Genomic DNA, 21614 nt, shown 5'->3' on the forward strand with positions numbered 1-21614 from the left:
TATATTTTTATGAGTGCTTTATTTTTTAGGAATAGAAATTTAATTCTTTGTTAAATTTGCACGTTCTTTGTAATAAGTAGCTAAAATATGTATTATACTTAGGGGGTTAGTTACTTTTAAAAAATTGATTGTTATTAAAAATTTCGGCAAAAAAATTCTAAAATTTCTAGGGTACTTTGTGCTCCTTTTGCTGTTGTTAAGTGTTTTGCTATCAATTTCTGCTGTTCAAACAAAATTTGGTAATTATTTTACAAAAAGAATTAATGATGATTTTGGTACAGATTTAACCATCGAAAAAGTTGACTTTTCACTTTTAGGAAGTGTACGATTTAGAGGAGTTAAAATTAGAGACCATCATCAAGATACCCTTATTTTTGTTGATAAATTAAGTACTTCTATTCTAAATGCGAATAAGGTTTTAAATAAAGAAGTTCTACTAGGACCTATTTATTTAGAGGATGCCTATTATTACATGAAAACTTATAAAGGCGAAGAAGATGATAACATGGCTATTTTCATAGATTCGTTTGATGATGGTTCAAAGAAAGATTCATTAAATCCTTTTATTTTAAAATCAGAAAATGTTTATGTAGATAATTTAGATTTTAAAATTATTAATGCTAACAAAAAAGATTCTTTAAATTATTCAGTCACTAATGCTGGTGGTAATTTGCAAAACCTATCTATTATTGGGCCAGATTTTTCTTCTGATATAAGAGGCTTGTATTTTGTTGATATGAACAATTTACAAGTATCTAATTTAACTACAGATTTTACCTACACTAAAACTCAAATGGAGTTTTTAAATACTACGCTTCAAACTAAAAAAACAGATATAAAAGGCGATATTCTTTTTACTTATGAAAGAGAAGATTTAGCAGATTTTGTAAACAAAGTTCAAATAGATGCAAATTTTACCGATAGTAAAATAGCAATTCAAGATGTAAAGAAATTCTACAACGAACTAAGTAGTAATGATATCTTAGATTTTAAGGGTGTTTTTGATGGAAAGCTTAACAATTTCGAACTCAAAAATTTAAATCTCAGCAATAAGAAAGGCTTGTATGTAAATGGAGATTTATCTTTTGTAAATGCTGTAGATGTAGAAAGAGGCTTTATTTTTGAGGGAGATTTAAACAATCTTACAGCAACTTATAATGAGTTAAAACGAATTCTACCAAATGTCTTAGGTAAAAACGTTCCTTCAGAGTTTAGTAAATTGGGTAAATTTACGGTAAAGGGTAGGCTAAAAGTTACTCCAGAGCAAATGCAGGCAACTATAGATGTAAAATCGGATATAGGAGATGCAATTACAGATTTACAAATTACAAACATAGATGATATTGATTTTGCAGTTTATGATGGAGATGTAGAACTGCAAAAATTTGATATTGGTGTATTTTTTAATGATCCATTGTTTGGTATTATTTCTTTAAAAGGTGATGTAGATGGTAGTGGTTTTCAACTAGAAAACATAGATACAAGGTTTATAGGAGAAATTTCAGAATTTGAGTTTAAAGACTATGTATACACTTCAATTTTAGCAAATGGTCAATACCAAAATAATAAATTTGATGGTGATTTGTCTATAGATGATACCAACTTTAAAATGGATTTTAAAGGTTTGGCGGATTTATCATCAGCAGTGAATAAATTTGATTTTTTATCAGAAATTAAATATTTAGATTTAAAAGAAACAAACCTTTTTACAAGAGATAGCACAGCTCAATTAAAAGGTTTTATTTCTTTAGATGTAGAAGGTAACACATTAGATGATATTATTGGTAATGCCACGTTTACAGATGTATTTTATACTAATGAAAAAGAAGAATTTAGCTTTAAGGAATTCAATATTTCGTCTTCTGTAAAAGATAGTATTAAAAAGATTCAAGTAACATCAGAAGATATTGCAAATGGATATATTTCTGGTAAGTTTACTTTTTCTGAAGTTCCAAATGTGGCACAAAATGCTTTAGGTAGTATTTATACCAATTACGAGCCTTATCCTGTAGCTCCAAACCAATATTTAGATTTTAACTTTACCATTTATAATCAAATAGTGTCTGTGTTTTACCCAGAAATTTCTATAGATGATAATACCAAAATAAGAGGTAAAATTCAATCAAATAAAAACCAATTAAGACTCACATTTTCATCGCCGAAAATAGATGTTTATGGCAATGAATTAAAGGATGTTTTACTAAGAACAGATAATCAAAATCCTCTATATAATTCGCACTTAACAGCATCAGAAGTAAATACAAAATATTATAATGTTTCTAAATTGAATTTACTGAACAGAACACAAAATGACACTTTATTTTTTAAATCAGAATTTGATGGAGGTCCTCAAAACAAAGAAAATTTTAACTTAGATTTTTTCTATACAATTAATGAAAATCAAAAATCTGTATTGGGTTTTGAGAAATCTACGTTTGAATTTAAAAATACCATTTGGAGTATAAATCCTGATGAATTAAATACAGATAAAATTGTATTCGATTTAAAGAGTAATGAGTTTAATTTTAGTCAGTTCAAGTTGGTTTCAGGCGAACAAAAAGTTGAATTTACTGGTAGTATTTTAGGAGACACTGAAAAAACTTTATTAGCAGATTTAACCAAGGTTAAGCTGCAAAGCTTCTTACCAGAAATAGATAGTTTGGCTTTAAAAGGTAAGGTTACAGGTAATATTGATTTTGTTCAAGCAAATAATATATATACTCCAGAAGCTACTTTAATTATTAAAGATTTTGAGGTAAATGATTTTAAACAAGGTGAATTGGCCTTGAATGTTGTTGGTGATAATGCTTACGATAAATACAAAGTTGATTTATCTATAAATAATGATAAAGTAAAAAGCATTGCAGCTACAGGTAATTTAGATTTTTCTAACCAAAGGCCTTTAATTGATTTGCAAGTATTTTTAGAAGATTATAATTTAAAGGCATTTAGTCCTTTAGGCGCAGATGTAATCTCTTCTATGAGAGGTTTGGTTTCAGGGGATTTTTATTTAAGAGGATTTTTAAGAAATCCGGATATGGAAGGTACTTTGCGTTTGCATGATGCAGGTTTAAAATTTCCGTATTTAAATGTAGACTTAGATTTTGATGGTTTATCAACCATAACTTTATCAGAACAATCATTTATTTTCGAAAACATTAAACTATTAGATTCTAAATACAAAACAGAAGGTGTTTTATTGGGTAACATAACTCATCAAAATTTTGAACAGTGGTTCTTAGACTTAGAAATTGTTACAGATAATTTATTGGTTTTAGATACCCAAAATACAGAAGAAGCACTTTACTATGGAACAGCCTTTATAGATGGCTCAGCAAGTATTACAGGTTTAACAGATCAATTAGATATTACTGTTAATGCAGAAACTAATCCAAATACAAAATTTGTAGTTCCGTTAAAAGACATAGAAACAGTAGATAGTTATCAATTAATTCATTTTAAGACAGATAAAATGGACACTGAAGAACGTCAAAGAAAACTAGCACAAGAAGCTATAAAGGGGCTTTCTTTAAACATAAATTTAGATGTTACCAAAGATGCAGAAGCACAAGTAGTAATTGATGAAGTAAATGGTAGCCAATTAACTGGTAGAGGTTCTGGTAATTTAGAAATAGTAATTAATACTAGAGGTAGGTTTGATATGTTTGGAGATTATACCATAGATAGTGGAGTATATGATTTTAAGTATGGAGGAATTATCAACAAACCATTTATCATTCAAAAAGGTGGTACAGTTTCTTGGAATGGTAACCCTTATGAAGCAGATCTAGATGTAACAGCAATCTATAAAGCCAAAGCAAACCCTGCAGTTTTACTACAGAACTTTAATTCTAACAGAAAAGAAGAAATAGATTTAGTGACTAGAATTACTGGAGATTTATTTAATTCTAAGCAAGAATTAGACATTCAATTAACCAATGTAGATCCAACAATTGCAAGCGAGTTGGAGTTTGTTTTAAATGATAATAATATCAATGAAAAAACAACTCAGTTTATTTCACTTTTGGCTTTTGGTACTTTTAGAAACCCAGAAAAAGTAAGTTTCGATGTAAATAACACCTTAACAGGTACAGCTTCAAGTGCAATTGCTACAGCATTTTCCAGTATTCTAAATAGTCCTGACAGTAAATTTCAGTTAGGTGTAGATTATCAGCAAGGAGATCAAGGTAACAGTATAGATCGTTTAAATATAGACAATCAAGTAGATGTTTCTGTAAGCACACAAGTAAGTGATAGAGTAATTATTAATGGTAAAGTAGGTGTACCTGTTGGTGCACAAACACAATCTAGTGTTGTAGGTGAGGTAAAAGTAGAGGTTTTACTAAATGAAGAAGGTAACTTTAGAGGCGTTATTTTTAATAGGCAGAACGAAATTCAATATTCACAACAAGAAGAAGGTTATACACAAGGAGTTGGTTTGTCTTATCAAGTAAACTTTAATACGCTTTCAGAACTTTTATCAAAAATAGGTTTAAAGAAAAAGAAAGAAAAAAAGAAGCCAGAAATTAAGAAAGATACGCTTCTTGTGCCTAAAAATAATCTAATTAACTTCGAAGGGAATTAGTATTTTCCACCCATTTTTTAATCATAATTTTAGCCTTAAATAATTAACATTTTTATAATAAAAATGGGCTATTTAGGCTCAATCGTTTTCGTAACTTTATTATTATAAATCATTTAAAAGAATTAATTTTACATTGAAATATGAGTAAAATAAAGAAAATAGGAGTAATGACTTCTGGAGGCGATTCTCCAGGTATGAACGCTGCAATTCGTTCAGTGGTAAGAACTTGTGCATTTTATAAAATTGAATGTGCAGGTATTTATAGAGGTTACCAAGGTATGATTGAAGGAGATTTTATTTCTTTAGATGCAAGAAGCGTAAAAGGCATTATTAATAAAGGAGGTACTTTTTTAAAGTCGGCCAGATCTAACGAGTTTAGAACTAAAGAAGGTAGGCAAAAAGCATACGATGCTTTAACAGCTGCTAACATAGATGCACTTGTTGTAATTGGTGGAGATGGTACTTTTACTGGAGCACTAATTTTTAATCAAGAATTTAATTTTCCAGTAATGGGTATTCCTGGTACTATTGATAATGATATTACAGGAACTAGCCATACTTTAGGATATGATACTACATTAAATACAGTTGTAGATGTAATTGATAAAATTAGAGATACAGCTTCTTCCCACAATAGATTATTCTTTGTAGAGGTAATGGGTAGAGATGTTGGTCATATTGCATTAAATGCAGGAGTAGGTGCAGGTGCTGAAGAAATTTTAATACCAGAAGAAGATCTTGGTTTAGATCGTTTATTAGAATCTTTAAAACGAAGTAAAGAATCTGGTAAATCTTCTAGTATTGTAGTTGTTGCAGAAGGAGATAAGATTGGTAAAAACGTATTTGAACTTAAAGATTATGTAGAAGAAAATCTACCTGAATATGAAGTTCGAGTATCAGTTTTAGGTCACATGCAAAGAGGTGGTTCACCTTCTTGTTTTGATAGAGTTCTTGCAAGTAGAATGGGTGTTAAAGCTGTAGAAAGTTTATTAGAAGGTCAATCTAATTTAATGGTGGGTCTGTTAAACGAAAAAATGGCAGTAACTCCTTTAGACAAAGCAATTAAAGGTCAATCAAAAATAAATAAAGAATTAATAAGAGTGTCAGACATCATGTCTACATAACATAAAAAAAGAATTAACAAAATGATAAAAATAGGAATTAACGGATTTGGAAGAATAGGTAGATTAGCATTTAGATCTGCAGTAAAAAGAGATAACGTACAAGTTGTAGCAATTAATGATTTATTAGAAGTAGATTATTTAGCTTATATGTTAAAATACGATTCAGTGCATGGAGCATTTGATGGAACTGTAGAGGTTAAAGATGGTAAATTAGTTGTTAACGGAAACGAAATTAGAATTTCTGCAGAAAGAAATCCTGCTGATTTAAAATGGGATGAAGTTGGAGCTGAGTATGTTTTAGAATGTACAGGTATTTTCAAAAGTTTAGAACAAGCAAATTTACACATTCAAGGTGGAGCTAAAAAAGTAGCAATTTCTGCACCTTCTGGTGATGCACCAATGTTTGTAATGGGTGTAAACCATACAAAATTACAAGCTTCAGATACAATCTTTTCTAACGCATCTTGTACTACAAACTGTTTAGCACCAATTGCAAAAGTATTAAATGATAACTTTGGAATTGCAGAAGGTTTAATGACAACTGTACATGCAGCAACTGCAACTCAAAATACTGTTGATGGACCATCTGTAAAAGATTGGAGAGGTGGTAGAGCAGCAATTCACAATATTATACCTTCTTCTACAGGAGCTGCAAAAGCAGTAGGTAAAGTAATTCCTGAATTAAATGGTAAGTTAACTGGTATGGCATTTAGAGTACCAACTATGGATGTTTCTGTAGTAGATTTAACTGTAAAATTAGAAAAAGGTGCTACTTACGAAGAAGTAAAAGCAGCTATGAAATCAGCTTCAGAAAATGAAATGGAAGGAGTTTTAGGATATACTGAAGAGTTAGTAGTTTCTCAAGATTTTGTTGGTGAAACTCGTACTTCTGTATTTGATGCAAATGCAGGTATTGCCTTAAATGATAACTTTGTAAAAGTTGTTTCTTGGTATGATAATGAAATTGGTTATTCAACTAAATTAGTAGACTTAGTAGAATATTCTGCTTCTCTATAATTATAGAAAACATAATACTAAAAAACCTGATAGAATATTCTATCAGGTTTTTTTTATTTTTAAAAAGGTCGTTTTTAAAATTACTTAATAGCAATCATACTAATTTCTACATTAACGAATTTGGGTAAATTTGCTACTTCAACTGTTTCTCTAGCAGGTGCAGTTTCTTCATCAAAATATTGAGCATAAACCTTATTTATTTCACTAAAGTTGTTCATGTCTGAAATAAAAATTGATGATTTTACAACATTCTCAAATGTCATTTCTGCAGCTTCTAAAACTGCTTTCATATTTTCCATCACCTTTTTAGTTTCAGCTTCTATTGAATCTATTACTAATTCACCAGTTTCTGCATCAATAGCAATTTGACCGGAAGTGTACAATGTATTTCCGCTTAAAACTGCTTGATTATAAGGTCCAATAGGAGCTGGAGCTTTTGTAGTCGATATTATTTTTTTCATTTGATTTTGATTTTTTTATGCAATTATTATTAGAATAATAATCTGTCTGGTGGTTTGTTTTTATCCCATTTTAAATCAGCAAGTGTAGAAGATTTTACACCAATAAAAAAGGTGTATGAAGAATTAGATCCAAAAGGCACCCAATTAAAATTAAATTGCCAACTGTCTAAATCTCTAGTAAAATTAAATCTTGAGAACGAAAAGGCACCATTTTTAACATCATAACCAGAAGAATAACCCACTTTCCATTTTGGAGACAACTCAATATTACCACTAAAGCCTAAAGTATGTACGCCAATTTCTCCAGGATCTACACCATTATTTCTGTATGTAGCTGCATACACTAAGTTCAAAGTCCATGGAATTTTAGAGTTGTAAAGTTCTGTCTCTTTTGTTCCACCTCCAACATCATTGGCATCTTGTCTACCAAACCTGTTGGTAGGATCAATATCTGCACCCATGGTATCTGGAGGGTTGTTTGCACCATTTCCATTTCTGCTTTCTTGGTTTGCACTTTTATTTTTTGAATCCTTTTCAAAATCTTTGCTAGAAATTGAATAGTTTGCAGTTAAATTAGCATTAGATAATCTAAAAATACCAGGATTAAATTTATCAATTCTAACCCCATTTTCATTTACTTGATAAGGATCTAAACTTCCATTAAAATTTACTGCTAGTTTGTCTTTAAACAAACGAGTACCAGCACTAAATGTTACATTAGACCAACGTAAACTATCTGCAGCAATATTGTAGGCAGTATTAAAATTAAGATTATTTAAAATCATTATTTTTTCGTCCTCTTCATCGCTATCAGGATCTTTGGGAGCTATTTTTGCTTCTAAAACGTTGTTTAAAGAAATACCAATGGAATTGCTTAATCCTCCTGAGGGTCTTCCATAAATACCATTATCAAAAACAGTATAATCAATTACATCTAAAGGATCTGCACTTTGTTGTACTTGCTGCAAGTATCTGTCTTGAAAATCTGGTCTGTAAGTATAAGAGATAGTTGGTCTAAACGTATGTCTTATTGCTTTAAGTCTTCCTTTAGAAAAAGAAAAATCACCATATATATTTGTTGATAAACTAACACCTAAATTATATTCTCTATAAGATTTAAATCCACGCAAAGTATCTGTAACCACTTCGTTATTGGTTTGATCGTATGTTTTTTGAACATAATCAAAATGCCAAGTCTCTTCATAGTTTGCACTTGGTGAAAGTGTAAAGTACCTGAAAGCTTTTATGTTGGTATTTGTACTTGTTTTGTGTTGTACACCAGCTCTTGCAGTTTCAAACATTTTACTTGTAAAAAACTCGTCATCTGTAGTGTTTATCAAATACTGACCCTGCATGTTGTAGTTAAAACCTAATTTTTGAATTGGGTTTTTCTTAACGCCATTTTTTCCAGCAAAAGGATAAATCCTATTCATATTTAGCGTTAAGGAAGGCAAAGTCATTATAATACTTTCTGTATTTGTATTTTGTTGATGTGAAGCTGTAACAGCCATATTAAATGGTGTACCAACAAAGTTTTTACTATAATTTATAGACGAATTAAAGGTGTTGTTTTGAGATTGAGAAACATTAAATTGATTTAAAGATTCTCTAAAAAATCGACTACTACCTAAATTTACAGAAGCTGTAAATCTCGAATTCGGACTCGCTTTAGAATCTTGATTATGAGACCATCTAACATTAAAGTTGTTCGCTCTAGAAAAATCATCAAACCCTCTAATACCATTGATGTTATTTTCAAAGTTAAAACTAAAAGTTCCGTTAAACTTATATCTCTTGTTGTAGTTAGAAGACATTCTTACTCCCCAACTTCCATTAGAATAAGCATCACCTAACAGCGTTAAATCTACATAATCATTAATGGCAAAATAATACCCACCATTCTGAAAACCAATTCCTCTTGAGCTACTTCCAGTATCAAAAGCAGGAATTAAAAAACCAGAAACACTTTTTTCGCTCATAGGAAAATATGCAAAAGGCAAAAATAGTGGAGTAGGTACATCAGCTAAAACCAAATTACTTGTACCAACAATAATCTTTTTACCAGGTACTAATTTTGCTTTATTGGTTGTAATATAATAATCAGGATTTTCTTTATCTGAAGTTGTAAATCTAATTTTTCTAATATAAATAGTAGAATCATTTACTCTTTTAGTTTTTTCACCATAAGTAAACATTTCACCTTGTTGCGTTTTTAGACCATAAATTAAAGCTCGTTTACTTTTAAAGTTATATAGAAGAGAATCTTGCTCAGATTCTTGATTACCTTGTTTAAAATTTGGTCTTTGTGTATAGCCTGTACTATCTACAATACCTTTTGCAAACAGCGTATTGTTTTTATAGTCAATAATAATAATACCCGCCTTTAGATCAATATCAGTATAAGTAATATTGGCTTCGTTATAAAGAGTTACAGTTTTATTTTTAGCATCTTGAATGGTGTAATCTTTAGCAATATGTGTAATGATATCGTCTATGCTTTCCTTTGGCTTTATAGAATCAGAGTTTATGGTATCTGTTTTTTTGGCCAACAAAGAATCTCTTTTAACAATGCCTAATGAATCTATTTTTTTAGCAATTAGTGTATCTTTCTTAACAGAAGGAATTTCGATTTTCTTTTTAGTAGGAATATCTTGTGAAAAACTTAACTTTATAAAAAAGAAGCAACAAAATAAAAGTAGGTATGATAGATTTGATTGCAATGCTATAAATACTATTTTTGTATATGAGTAAAAGTATGGCTCAATATTTGAAACACAAAATTAAAGATGCCAAAATTAGTTAAATTTTATTGATGAATTTTCTAGAAATCCACAAATTTAATACCATTCTTCAAAAGCTATTTTTTATAGCCTTTTGTTTTATGATATTCTTACCTATAACTACAAATGCACAAAAAAAGTATACTATTGTTTTAGATGCTGGTCATGGAGGAAAAGATCCTGGAAATAGAGGAAATGGTTATTATGAAAAAAATATAGCACTAAAGGTGGCTTTATTGGTAGGTGATGAGCTGAGGAAAAATAAAGATATCAAGGTGATTTTTACTAGAAAGAAAGATGTTTTTATAGATTTATGGAAGAGAGGTGATATTGCAAATAAAGCAGATGCAGATCTTTTTGTGTCTATTCACTGTGATTCTTACTTACCAAGACCTGCAGCTCATGGAGCAGGAACCTTTGTTCTAGGACTTAGAGGAAATAAAAAGAATTTAGAAATTGCCAAAAGAGAAAATGCAGCTGTTTTATTAGAAGAAAATTACGAGCAAAGATATAAGGGCTTTGATGCTAATTCTGTAGAATCTGTAGTAGGTTTCTCATTATTACAAGAAGAGAATTTAGACAAAAGCTTAGAGATTGCAAGTCTTATTCAAAATAATTTCACAAAGCAATTAAACAGGCTCGATCGTAAAGTAAAACAAGATAACTTTCAAGTATTAAGAGAAACTGTGATGCCAAGTGTTTTGGTTGAGCTTGGTTTTTTAACGAATAAAAAAGAAGGCAGATTCTTAAATTCAAAACAAGGTCAACAAAAAATGGCAAAATCTGTTGCGCAAGCAATCGAAAACTATGTAACTAATCTAAAAATAAATACGGTTGTAGATAATGGCATAGTAGCCGAGCAAAAAGATTTTATTGAATTTAAGGTTCAAATTGCTTCAGGTAAAAATAAAATACCAACAAAATCATATAATTTTAAAGGTTTAAAAAATATCCAAAGAATTAAAGTTGGTACTTTTTATAAGTATTATTATGGTGTAACTCCCTCATATAAAGAGGCTAAAAAATCATTAAAAGTGGCTAGACAGAAAGGTTATAAAACAGCATTTCTTGTAGCTTTTAAAAATGGTACAAAAGTATCTGTAGAAGAAGTGAATAAAATGCCTTAAATTTGCTTAGTAGCAAATAAAAAATAGTAGTAATATTGTTAGTAAATTTCTATCTATGTCTAAAGAATTAAAAATTGGTATTATTTTAATTATCGTTATTGTTTCCTTTGTTTGGGGCTTTAACTTTTTAAAAGGTCATGATTTACTAGATGGTAAAGCTCGTGAATTCCAAGTAGAATACACTAAAATTGGAGGTTTAAACAGAGCTAGTTCTGTAACTTTAAATGGTTTAAAAGTTGGCCAAGTTAAAGACATAGCATTTAATACTACAGAAGAAAAAAGAGGTCAGTTAATTGTGACGTTTGCTGTAGAAAATGACTTTCAGTTTTCTAAAAATAGTGTTGTAAAAATTTATTCGCCAAATCCATTATCTCCATCTAATTTAGCAATTGTGCCCAATTATGAAGGTGAAATGGCTGTTTCTGGAGATATGTTAAAAGGAGAAATGGAAGAAAGTCTTTTTACATCTATAGGTGAAAGACTAGACCCTTTACAAACTAAAATAGAAAAAGTAATTGTAAGAGCAGATACTTTGTTTAGTGGTGTAAATAAAATTTTAAATGATAAAACCATAAATGGTATAAACTCTTCTGTATCTAATTTAGCAGCAACTATTTACGAGTTAAGACAAACCATTAAAACTGTAAATTCGTTGGTTGTTGATAATCAAGATAATTTAAAAGAAACTCTTGAAAACACGAAGAATATTACTGGAAACTTAAACAAATTGGCAGACAGTTTAACCACTGTTAATTTTAATAGTATTATTCAAAAGGCAGAAAATGCAGTAGATAATTTTAATGAATTATCTATGAAAATTAATTCTACAGATGGTTCTATTGGTAGGTTAATTAATGATGATGAGTTATACAGAAATGTAGAGGCTGCAACAAAAGAATTAGAGCAGTTGCTAAGAGATTTAAAAATCAACCCAAAAAGATATGTTCATTTTTCTTTATTTGGTAAAAAGCCACAAGAATATGAACCAACAGCTCCAGATAGTTTACTATTTATAAAAGACTAAAACACTAATTTAATTTTTACATAATGCAATATTTACCAAATTTACTTTTTATAATAGCCTTAATTGCAGGTATTGGTTTTTTTGTGATGAACATCAGAAAAATATCAAGAAATATTAAACTAGGTAAAGATGTAGACAGGTTTGATAATAAATCTGAAAGATGGAAAAATATGGCCATGATTGCTTTAGGGCAGTCAAAAATGGTTAAAAGACCACTTTCAGGATTTTTACATATTATCGTTTACGTCGGATTTATCATCATAAATATAGAAGTTCTCGAAATCGTTATAGATGGTATTTTTGGAACACATAGAATTTTTCAAGGTATTATTGGCGATAGTTTCTATGCTTTCTTAATTGGAACTTTCGAAATTTTAGCAGCACTTGTTTTTGTAGCCGTAATCATTTTCTGGACAAGGAGAAATATTTCAAACATCAAGCGATTTTTAAGTAGAGAAATGAAAGGTTGGCCTAAGAAAGATGGTAACTATATTTTGTACTTTGAAATGGTTTTAATGACGCTGTTTATTGTTATGAATGCTACAGATACAGCATTTCAGCAGGCAGGAATAGGAAATCCTATCAGTCAATCTGTGGCACCATTATTTGATGGTTTTTCTGCAGAGACCGTTCATTTAATCGAGAGAACTGCTTGGTGGATTCACATTTTAGGTATTCTAGTATTTTTAAACTATTTATATTACTCTAAACATTTACACATCCTTCTGGCGTTTCCAAATACATATTTTGCGAATTTAAAACCAAAAGGTCAATTCAATAATTTAGAAGCTGTTACTAATGAGGTAAAATTAATGATGGATCCTGATGCAGATCCTTATGCTGTGCCAGAAGAAGGAGCAGAGGAAACTGTACCAGAAAAATTTGGAGCTAGTGATGTTGCAGATTTGAGCTGGGTGCAATTATTAAATGCATACACCTGTACTGAATGTGGGAGATGTACATCTGCATGTCCTGCAAACTTAACAGGTAAAAAGCTTTCTCCTCGTAAAATAATGATGGATACTAGAGATCGTTTAGAAGAAGTTGGTAGAAACATTGATGAAAACAAAGGTGAATTTAAAGATGATGGTAAGCAATTATTAAATGACTACATCACTCCAGAAGAATTATGGGCTTGTACAAGTTGTAATGCATGTGTAGAAGAATGTCCTGTAAACATAGATCCACTTTCTATCATTATGGATATGAGAAGATATTTAGTTATGGAGCAAAGTGCTGCACCTCAAGAATTAAATATGATGATGACCAATGTTGAAAATAATGGTGCTCCTTGGCAATATAATCAACAAGATAGATTAAACTGGGCAAACGAAGAATAAGATAATATTTAAATTTAAGTAGTTAATTAGTAGTTTCAATAACTAAGTACTTAAAATTTAACACTAAAAACGAAAGATATGAATGTACCAACAATGGCAGATATGATGGCTCAAGGCAAGCAACCAGAAGTGTTGTTTTGGGTTGGTGCTGCAGGTAGTTACGATGACAGAGCTAAAAAAATTAGTAGAGCATTTGTAAAAATTTTACATCAAGCTAATGTAGATTTTGCTGTTTTAGGAACAGAAGAAACATCTACAGGAGATGCAGCTAAAAGAGCAGGAAATGAATTCTTGTTTCAAATGCAGGCAATGATGAACATTGAGGTTTTAAATGGCTATGAAATTAAAAAGATTGTAACCTGTGACCCACATTCATTCAATACTATAAAAAATGAATATCCTTCTTTAGGAGGTAAGTATGAGGTTTATCATCATACACAGTTCATTCAAAATTTAATAAAAGAAGGCCGCTTAAAAATAGATGATGCAACTCTAAAAGGTAAAAGAGTTACTTTTCATGATCCTTGCTATTTAGGTAGAGCCAATGAAGTTTATGAATCTCCTCGTGATTTAATTAAGAGATTAGGTGTAAATTTAACAGAAATGAAGCGCCATAAATCTACAGCTTTATGTTGTGGAGCAGGTGGTGCACAAATGTTTAAAGATGCAGAGCCAGGAGATAAAGAAGTAAATGTGTTAAGAACAGAAGATGCTTTAGAAACAAACCCTAGCATTATTGCAACTGGTTGCCCATATTGTAATACTATGATGACAGATGGTATTAAATTTAAAGAAAAAGAGGCTGAAGTTGTTGTTAAAGATATCGCAGAATTGATAGCAGAAGCAAATAATTTGTAAAATAAGGTTTTATTAAAAATGTCAGAAAATTTTAAAAACGAACTCGTTACAGAATTACCAGACATTACTAAAATACATTTTAAAAAGATTGATAAAGATTATTTAAAAGTAATTTTAATCAATCTTTTTTTAGTTTTTATAATACTATTTTTGGGTTTAATAGCTTTGCATCAATATGCTTTTTCAGAAGATGTTTTAAACTATAGCACTTATATTTATTTTGGTTTTACTTCCTTTTTTGCACTTTGCTTGTTATACACGCTTTTAGCATTTCCGAAGAAAAAATATGCTTTAAGAGAAAAGGATATTTCTTACAAGTCTGGATTGTTAGTTTTAAAAACTACAACAGTGCCATTTTCAAGAATTCAGCATGTAGAAACCGATGAAAAACCAATATCAAGATTGTTTAACCTTGCTTCTTTAAGTGTATATACAGCTGGAGATTCTAGTGATGATTTAGTAATTAAAGGAATTAAAAAGCAGGAAGCCTTAGAAATCAAAGAATTCATTAGCTCAAAAATTAATGAATAATTCGTATACATTTTCCGAATTCTCTAAACAATCTCCAAAAGGAATATTCATTATTTATTTTGCAGAGATTTATAGAGTTATCAAATTATTTTGGATTTTTCTATTCATAATTTTTAAAGATTTCTCTAAGTTTTCCTCTTATGGGGCTATTTATATTTATTTAGGGATAGGATTACTGCTGGCACTTTTATTACTGAGAGCTTATTTAATTTATATTAATTTTCAGTTTAAAATAGAAAATCAGCATTTTATTTTAAAAAAAGGAATTCTAAAAAAGACATTAGTAGAAATTCCTATTCATAGAATTCAGAACATTAATTTTAAACAAAATATAGTTCAGCAAATTATAGGTGTGTTTGAGGTAAGTATTGAAACAGCAGGTTCTAAAGACACAGAAATTGCAATTAAAGCATTGTCCTTAGAAAAAGCAGAAGCATTAAAGGCAGCTATTTCTGAAGCTAAAAAATTAGATATTGAAGTTTTAGAGAAGCAGGAAATAGAACCAATTATAAAAATTAGCTTTTTTTCTCTATTAAAGGTTAGTTTAACTGAAAATCACCTTCAGAACTTATTTCTTTTTTTTGCTATCGTTATTGGTTTTTTTAACCAAATTCAACAAATTTCAGAAAGTTTTGGTAAAGCTGAGGCTTTAGATGGTTACATTTCTGAAAGTACCAGTAATTTATCTGCAAGTGTTGTATTAGTTACAATATTGGTAATTTTACTAACGCTAATCGCTTTAATTAGTTCTTTTGTAAAGGTGTTTTTAATCCATTTTAATCTTAGAGCATATTTAAAAGATGATGCTTTCGAGATAAATCAAGGATTGCTAACCAAGAAATCAATTGTTTTAAAGAAGCAAAAAATTCAAAACGTAACGATTTCTACAAATCCTTTAAAGAGACTTATTGGTATATCATTCATCACTTTCAAACAAGCTGTTAGTGGTAAGGTAAATAATGCAAAGAAAGAAAAGTTAATTCGTTTGGTTGGGTGTAAAAAAGATCAGATAGAAATTGTTAAAGAATCAATTTTTAAAACACTTAATGTTGAGAATAATGTCAAAAAGAACCCTGACTCTTATTACAAAAAGAGAATATTTTTTTGGACAAGTTTATTCTTTTTTATTTTGTATTCAGTAACCTATTATTTCATTTCTCATATAGAGGTTTTTTATTCTTTATTATTGGTTGCTCCCTTAGCAGTGTTCTTAATTCTAAAGAAAATAAAGAAAAGGTTTTATCAAATTTCTGATGAAATGTTAATTGTGGGTAAGGGGTTGTTGGAAACACATTTGGTGTATCTAGATATTTTTAAAGTTCAAAATATTAAGATGAAACAGTCTATCTTTCAAAAAAGAAGTAATGTTGCAGATATAGTTTTACAAACAGCTTCTGGTAAAATTGAAATACCTTGTATTGCCTATAATGAAGCTATTAAAATTTATAATCATACTTTGTTTAAAGTAGAAACAAGCAATGCTCCATGGATGTAAAAAGTTTTATAAAAGCAGCACGTTTAAGAACTTTACCATTATCAGTTTCTGGTATTATAGTAGGCTCACTTTTAGGAGTTTCACAATTCAATAACTCAGATTCGAAAAATATAAGCGATGATTTAGGTACAACTTTTCAAGTAAATCATATTGATGTAGAAACGTCTATTACAATATTTATTTTGGCAATTTTAACCACAATTGGTTTTCAAGTCTTGTCTAATTTTGCAAATGATTATGGAGATGGTATTAAAGGTTCAGATAAAAATAGAATAGGAGAAGCAAGAATGGTTTCAAGTGGTGCAATTACTCCTAAACAAATGAAAAACGCTATGATTGTAACTACAATTATCACGTTAATTATTGCATTGCTACTGATTTATTTTTCTTTCGGAAAAGAAAATTTTCTTTATTCTATTCTCTTTTTTGTTTTGGGAATAGCCTCTATAGTTGCAGCTATTAAATATACTGTAGGTAATTCAGCCTATGGCTATTCTGGTTTTGGAGATATTTTCGTATTTCTATTTTTTGGTTTGTTAAGTGTAGTTGGTAGTTATTTCCTATTCACAAAAGCCATCAATTTTGAAATTTTTTTACCAGCAATTTCTATTGGTTTGTTAAGCACAGCAGTTCTAAATCTTAATAATTTAAGAGATAGAGATGAAGATAAAATCAATAATAAAAACACGTTGGTAGTTAAATTAGGAATTGCAAATGCAAAAATTTATCATTATTCATTAATTTTAGGAGCCTTAATTGCTGCTTTAAGCTACACTTATCTTAATTTTGAAAGCTATTACCAGTTGATATATTTAGTAGCATTTATTCCGTTAATTTTAAATATTATAACTGTTTCTAAAAATACAATTCCAGCAGAATTAGATGGCGAATTAAAAAAAGTTGCACTAAGTACTTTCTTATTTGCTTTAATTTTCGGGATTACAAACTTTATTTTTTAAATTGAAATTATGAAAACCATAAAAATTATATTAGGTATAATTACAGCGTTAGTTTTAGCATTTTTTGCAACAGGCTTATTGGTAAAAGAAACAAACTATGAAGCTAAAGTTTCTGTGAACGAGCCTTTAGCTGAAGTTTTTAAAACTTTTAATACCACAGAAAATGTGAAGAATTGGATTCCTGAAATTAAATCTGTAAAGACTATAAATGAAAATGTAGGTAAAACAGGTAGTAGCTATAAAATAGTTTTAGACAACCAAGGTCAAGAAATTACAATGACAGAGAAGGTGATGGCTTATGTACCTAATGAAAAAGTTACCCTATTTTTTGATGCAGAAAATATGCTAAAGAAAGATGATTATGTTTTTACCGAAAATAATGGAATAACCACTATAACTTTAAATTCAAGTTGCAGAAGCGATTCTTATATTATGGCTTGCATGTTTCCATATTTTAAGTCAACTTTTCAAGATCAAGATCAAGGTTATTTGAATAATTTTAAAACGTATATAGAAAATAAATAATTCATTTTGATTAAAGCTAGTTATAAAAAGTACATTCTAAATTTTAAAAATCCAAGTGGTACTTCTCGTGGAATTTTAAGAACTAAAGAAACCTATTTTATCATTTTAAATGAGAATGATAAAATTGGAGTAGGAGAAACAGGCTTGTTTCGAGGCTTAAGTATAGATGATGTTTCTAATTACGAAGAAAAATTAACTTGGGTTTGTAACAGTATCAACAAAGGTTTAGATTTTTTATTAGAAGAGCTTGCACATTACCCATCAATTCAATTTGGTCTAGAACAGGCTTTTTTATCTTTAAAAAGTAAAAATAAGTTTGAGTTATTTCCTTCTAATTTTACACAAGGTAAAAGTGCTATACCTATTAATGGTTTAGTTTGGATGGGAGACAAAGAGTTCATGAAAACTCAAATTAAAGAAAAGTTAGTATCGGGTTTTTCATGTATCAAAATGAAAATTGGAGCCATTGATTTTGATACTGAAATTGAATTACTAAAATCCATTCGAAAGGAATTTTCGTCAAAAGAAATAGAGCTTAGGGTAGATGCAAATGGGGCATTTGACCCAAGTACTGCTCTAGAGAAATTAAAAGTATTATCAGAATTAGAAATTCACTCAATTGAGCAGCCAATTAAACAAGGTCAATTACAAGAAATGGCTGAATTATGTGAGGTAACTCCTTTAGCAATTGCTTTAGATGAAGAATTGATAGGTGTATTTTCTAAGGAGGCTAAAAGCAATCTAATTCAAACCATAAAGCCTCAATATATTATTTTAAAACCTAGTTTGGTTGGCGGATTTGCAGGTAGTACTGAGTGGATTAACTTAGCAGAAGAAAATGATTGTGGTTGGTGGATAACTTCTGCCTTAGAAAGTAATGTAGGTTTAAATGCAATAGCACAATTTACTTACACTTTAAGTAGTAATTTGCCTCAAGGTTTAGGTACTGGAAGTTTATTTACCAATAATATTCAAAGCCCTTTAGAAGTTAAAAAAGGAACATTGCAATACAATACAAGTTTAAATTGGAATTTTAATTATTAATATGAATTACATACAACAAGCATACAAAGGAGAATTAGGAATGTGGAAATATTTAATTATTCCATTTTTATTTTTTGGTCTAATGTTTCTAAATTTTTTAGCAATGATGGTTCTAGATTTAGATGTTGATAAAATAATTCAAACAGAAATAGAAAATAAAGGTGCAACACGTTTCTTAATTGAAAGTCTCATTCCGTTTGCAGTAGGTTTAGCTGCAGTTTTATTATGGACAAAATATGTGCATCAACAATCATTAACATCATTAACTACCTCTAGAAAAAAAATAGATTGGAAAAGAGTGTTTTTTGCATTTTTCTTATGGGGTACTGTAACAACAGCCTTTTTAATGATTGATTATTTTGCATCTCCAGAAAATTATCAATGGAATTTTAACCTTAATAAGTTTTTAGTTTTACTTGTAGTTGCTGTTTTATTAATTCCACTACAAACCAGCTTTGAAGAATATTTATTCAGAGGGTATTTAATGCAAGGCTTAGGTGTTGCAACTAAAACTAGATGGTTTCCTTTAATTTTTACATCGGTTGTTTTTGGAGTTTTACATATTGCAAATCCTGAGGTAAGCAAGTTAGGGTATGAATTACTCATATATTATATTGGTACAGGCTTCTTTTTAGGTATTTTAACCTTGATGGATGAAGGTTTAGAATTAGCACTGGGATTCCATGCAGCAAATAACCTGTTTACTGCTGTTTTAGTAACTGCAGATTGGACCGTTTTTCAAACAGATTCTGTTTTAATTGATATGTCAGAACCAGCTTTAGGGGCTGATGTTTACCTACCTGTTTTTGTGATTTTCCCAATCTTGCTTTTCGTGTTTGCTAAGAAATATAAGTGGTCTAATTGGTCAGAAAAACTATTTGGCAAAATAGAAAAACCTGTTACTCTTAGTGATAATTAATTAGTTACAAGAGATAATTGTGAAGAACAAAATTCATCCAAATTTTAAATTGAATGGTAAATCATTTTCCAATGAAGGTGATTTGTGCAATTATGCCAAAAAAGTTTCCTTAGAAACGAGCTTATTCTTAGAAGAATGGTTCAACAGTGAAACTTATGTAATTGTGAATACCTCTGGCTCTACAGGTAAGCCTAAAGCAATTCAACTGCAAAAAAACTTTATGGTTAATTCAGCACAAGCAACAGGTGCTTATTTTAATCTAGAAGCCACAACTAAAGCATTATTATGTTTACCTATTAGTTATATAGCAGGTAAAATGATGTTGATAAGAGCAGTAACTTTAGGATGGCATTTAGATATAGTTGAATCTAATTCTTCACCATTACAAAATATTAATACATCTTATGATTTTTCTGCAATGGTGCCTTTGCAAGTTGAAAATTCTCTGTCTAAATTAGATTTGGTTGATACCTTAATTGTAGGTGGAGGAGCAATTTCCGATACTCTTTATCAAAAACTACAAAAGGTTTCAACAGCTGTTTTTGCTACCTATGGCATGACTGAAACAATTACCCATATTGCAGTACAAAAAGTAAATAATGAAAAAACTGGCCTTAAATTACCTATACAAAGGGCATTCTTTAAAGCTTTATCTGATGTAGATCTTTTTATAGATCAAAGAAATTGTTTGGTTATCAAAGCTCCAAAGGTTGCTAAAGAAACTGTATTTACAAATGATGTTGTTCAATTAATATCAGAAAATGAATTTGAGTGGTTAGGTCGTTTTGATAATATTATCAATTCTGGGGGCATTAAACTAAATCCAGAGCAAATAGAGAAGAAGTTAGGTCAATTAATAACCAACCGATTTTTTGTTTCTGGAATTCCTGATGAAAAATTAGGAGAAAAATTAATTTTAATTGTTGAAGGTGCAGCAAATTGTATTGCAATCGATCAAATAAAAAATTTTTCTACCTTAACTAAGTTTGAAATTCCTAAGAAGATTTACTTTCTAGATCAATTTACAGAAACATCAACAGGTAAGATTCAACGAACTGAAACAATGAAAAAGATTAGCTTAAATAGTTAGTTTTGAAATAACAATTCTAAAGTCAGCTCATCTAGATATCCATCTGCAAGCAGATTGTTTTTTTCTTCGAAAGCCTTAATTGCATTTAAAGTTTCAATTCTATAAACGCCATCTAACCTTATAGTTTCCCCTTTTTCAACCAATTTTTTCTGTACCTCATAAATAATAGCATTTTTTTCGCCATTATACAATTTTGTATTGGTTTTAAACAAAGACTTTATCAACTGAGCATGCTGCTCATTGTTATATTTTTCTAAGCTAATGCCATTTAATTCTAAAAATTGTATCTCTTTATTATTTTTTCCTTCAGCTTTTAATTCCAATGAATTATGAAGTTTAGCTTCATAGAATTTAACTAATGCTAATTTATCAGCATATTTTTTAACAGCATCTTTTGTTTCTAAATCTTCATCTTCAGGAGCTCTAACATCAATATCATTGGCAGTCCATTGTAATTTTACATAGCTATTTAAGTCTTCTACAGCTTTATAGTAGTTACTAATCAGTTCTTGATTGTAGTAGTTTAAATCTATTTTTAGATCTGATTTATAATTCACATTTGGCGAATTGTATCTTTGGTAATCACTATATTCTCCATAGCCAATTACTGCAGCTATTATTAGAAGTAAAAAAATAATAATTTGTTTCATCAGTTTAAAGCTATTCTTTTTAGTAGTAACAAATGTATTAAAACTTTTTTAAGGAATAATTACAGTTGAATAGTGTTAATAATTT

General features: G+C 29.5%; 17 protein-coding genes. 14 read left to right on the forward strand and 3 right to left on the reverse strand.

The window, feature by feature from the left end; genetic code table 11:
• Nucleotides 1–205 precede the first annotated feature (205 nt).
• From V7R38_RS08540 to gap, 3 genes are all read left to right on the forward strand, one after another.
• Entirely contained in the window at nt 206–4585 is a 4380-nt protein-coding gene (locus V7R38_RS08540) for a translocation/assembly module TamB domain-containing protein (RefSeq protein WP_334057569.1), read from the forward strand.
• A 140-nt stretch (nt 4586–4725) separates the two neighbouring features.
• Nucleotides 4726–5709, forward strand: a complete 984-nt coding sequence (gene pfkA / locus V7R38_RS08545) for a 6-phosphofructokinase (RefSeq protein WP_334057571.1) — start codon at nt 4726–4728, stop codon at nt 5707–5709.
• 21 nt (nt 5710–5730) lie between these two features.
• On the forward strand, nt 5731–6726 hold the full coding sequence (gap, locus tag V7R38_RS08550) for a type I glyceraldehyde-3-phosphate dehydrogenase (RefSeq protein ID WP_334057573.1): 996 nt from the start codon (nt 5731–5733) through the stop codon (nt 6724–6726).
• 80 nt (nt 6727–6806) lie between these two features.
• On the opposite strand, the gene V7R38_RS08555 is transcribed toward gap, so the two are convergent.
• Together V7R38_RS08555 and V7R38_RS08560 are read right to left on the reverse strand one after the other, a co-directional pair.
• The gene (locus V7R38_RS08555) at nt 6807–7187 is read right to left on the reverse strand and encodes a Rid family detoxifying hydrolase (protein WP_334057575.1); all 381 of its coding nucleotides are present in this window, start codon (nt 7185–7187) and stop codon (nt 6807–6809) included.
• Between the two features lie 29 nt (nt 7188–7216).
• The gene (locus V7R38_RS08560) at nt 7217–9907 is read right to left on the reverse strand and encodes a putative LPS assembly protein LptD (protein ID WP_334057577.1); all 2691 of its coding nucleotides are present in this window, start codon (nt 9905–9907) and stop codon (nt 7217–7219) included.
• 92 nt (nt 9908–9999) lie between these two features.
• Here V7R38_RS08560 and V7R38_RS08565 point away from each other — a divergent pair, with 92 nt between their 5' ends.
• The 11 genes from V7R38_RS08565 to V7R38_RS08615 all read left to right on the forward strand — a co-directional run bounded on the left by V7R38_RS08565 (nt 10000) and on the right by V7R38_RS08615 (nt 20879).
• Nucleotides 10000–11094: an N-acetylmuramoyl-L-alanine amidase family protein gene (locus V7R38_RS08565; protein WP_438825594.1), complete on the forward strand. Its 1095-nt coding sequence runs from the start codon at nt 10000–10002 to the stop codon at nt 11092–11094.
• A gap of 55 nt (nt 11095–11149) precedes the next feature.
• On the forward strand, nt 11150–12118 hold the full coding sequence (locus tag V7R38_RS08570; protein ID WP_334057580.1) for an MlaD family protein: 969 nt from the start codon (nt 11150–11152) through the stop codon (nt 12116–12118).
• 23 nt (nt 12119–12141) lie between these two features.
• Complete coding sequence (locus V7R38_RS08575; protein WP_334057582.1) at nt 12142–13458, forward strand: (Fe-S)-binding protein; 1317 nt, start codon at nt 12142–12144, stop codon at nt 13456–13458.
• Between the two features lie 78 nt (nt 13459–13536).
• Nucleotides 13537–14316: a (Fe-S)-binding protein gene (locus V7R38_RS08580; RefSeq protein WP_015480426.1), complete on the forward strand. Its 780-nt coding sequence runs from the start codon at nt 13537–13539 to the stop codon at nt 14314–14316.
• Between the two features lie 18 nt (nt 14317–14334).
• The gene (locus V7R38_RS08585) at nt 14335–14847 is read left to right on the forward strand and encodes a PH domain-containing protein (protein WP_334057585.1); all 513 of its coding nucleotides are present in this window, start codon (nt 14335–14337) and stop codon (nt 14845–14847) included.
• On the forward strand, nt 14840–16342 hold the full coding sequence (locus tag V7R38_RS08590) for a PH domain-containing protein (RefSeq protein ID WP_334057587.1): 1503 nt from the start codon (nt 14840–14842) through the stop codon (nt 16340–16342). Before V7R38_RS08585 ends, V7R38_RS08590 begins: the two co-directional genes overlap by 8 nt.
• The gene (menA, locus tag V7R38_RS08595; RefSeq protein ID WP_334057588.1) at nt 16333–17301 is read left to right on the forward strand and encodes a 1,4-dihydroxy-2-naphthoate octaprenyltransferase; all 969 of its coding nucleotides are present in this window, start codon (nt 16333–16335) and stop codon (nt 17299–17301) included. Before V7R38_RS08590 ends, menA begins: the two co-directional genes overlap by 10 nt.
• Before the next feature lie 9 nt (nt 17302–17310).
• Nucleotides 17311–17826 carry an SRPBCC family protein gene (locus V7R38_RS08600; protein ID WP_015480422.1) on the forward strand — a complete coding sequence of 172 codons (516 nt, stop codon included), beginning with the start codon at nt 17311–17313 and terminating at the stop codon, nt 17824–17826.
• A 6-nt stretch (nt 17827–17832) separates the two neighbouring features.
• Nucleotides 17833–18870: an o-succinylbenzoate synthase gene (locus V7R38_RS08605; RefSeq protein WP_334057591.1), complete on the forward strand. Its 1038-nt coding sequence runs from the start codon at nt 17833–17835 to the stop codon at nt 18868–18870.
• A gap of 1 nt (nt 18871) precedes the next feature.
• The gene (locus tag V7R38_RS08610) at nt 18872–19789 is read left to right on the forward strand and encodes a CPBP family intramembrane glutamic endopeptidase (RefSeq protein WP_334057593.1); all 918 of its coding nucleotides are present in this window, start codon (nt 18872–18874) and stop codon (nt 19787–19789) included.
• A 16-nt stretch (nt 19790–19805) separates the two neighbouring features.
• Nucleotides 19806–20879, forward strand: coding sequence for an AMP-binding protein (locus V7R38_RS08615; protein ID WP_334058649.1), 1074 nt, complete (start codon nt 19806–19808; stop codon nt 20877–20879).
• Here V7R38_RS08615 and V7R38_RS08620 read toward each other — a convergent pair.
• Nucleotides 20876–21529: a peptidoglycan-binding domain-containing protein gene (locus V7R38_RS08620; protein ID WP_334057594.1), complete on the reverse strand. Its 654-nt coding sequence runs from the start codon at nt 21527–21529 to the stop codon at nt 20876–20878. The genes V7R38_RS08615 and V7R38_RS08620 overlap by 4 nt on opposite strands.
• Between the last annotated feature and the right edge of the window lie 85 nt (nt 21530–21614).

Origin of the sequence: Polaribacter sp. P097, from assembly GCF_036864555.1 — a bacterium.
Classification (GTDB): Bacteria; Bacteroidota; Bacteroidia; order Flavobacteriales; family Flavobacteriaceae; genus Polaribacter.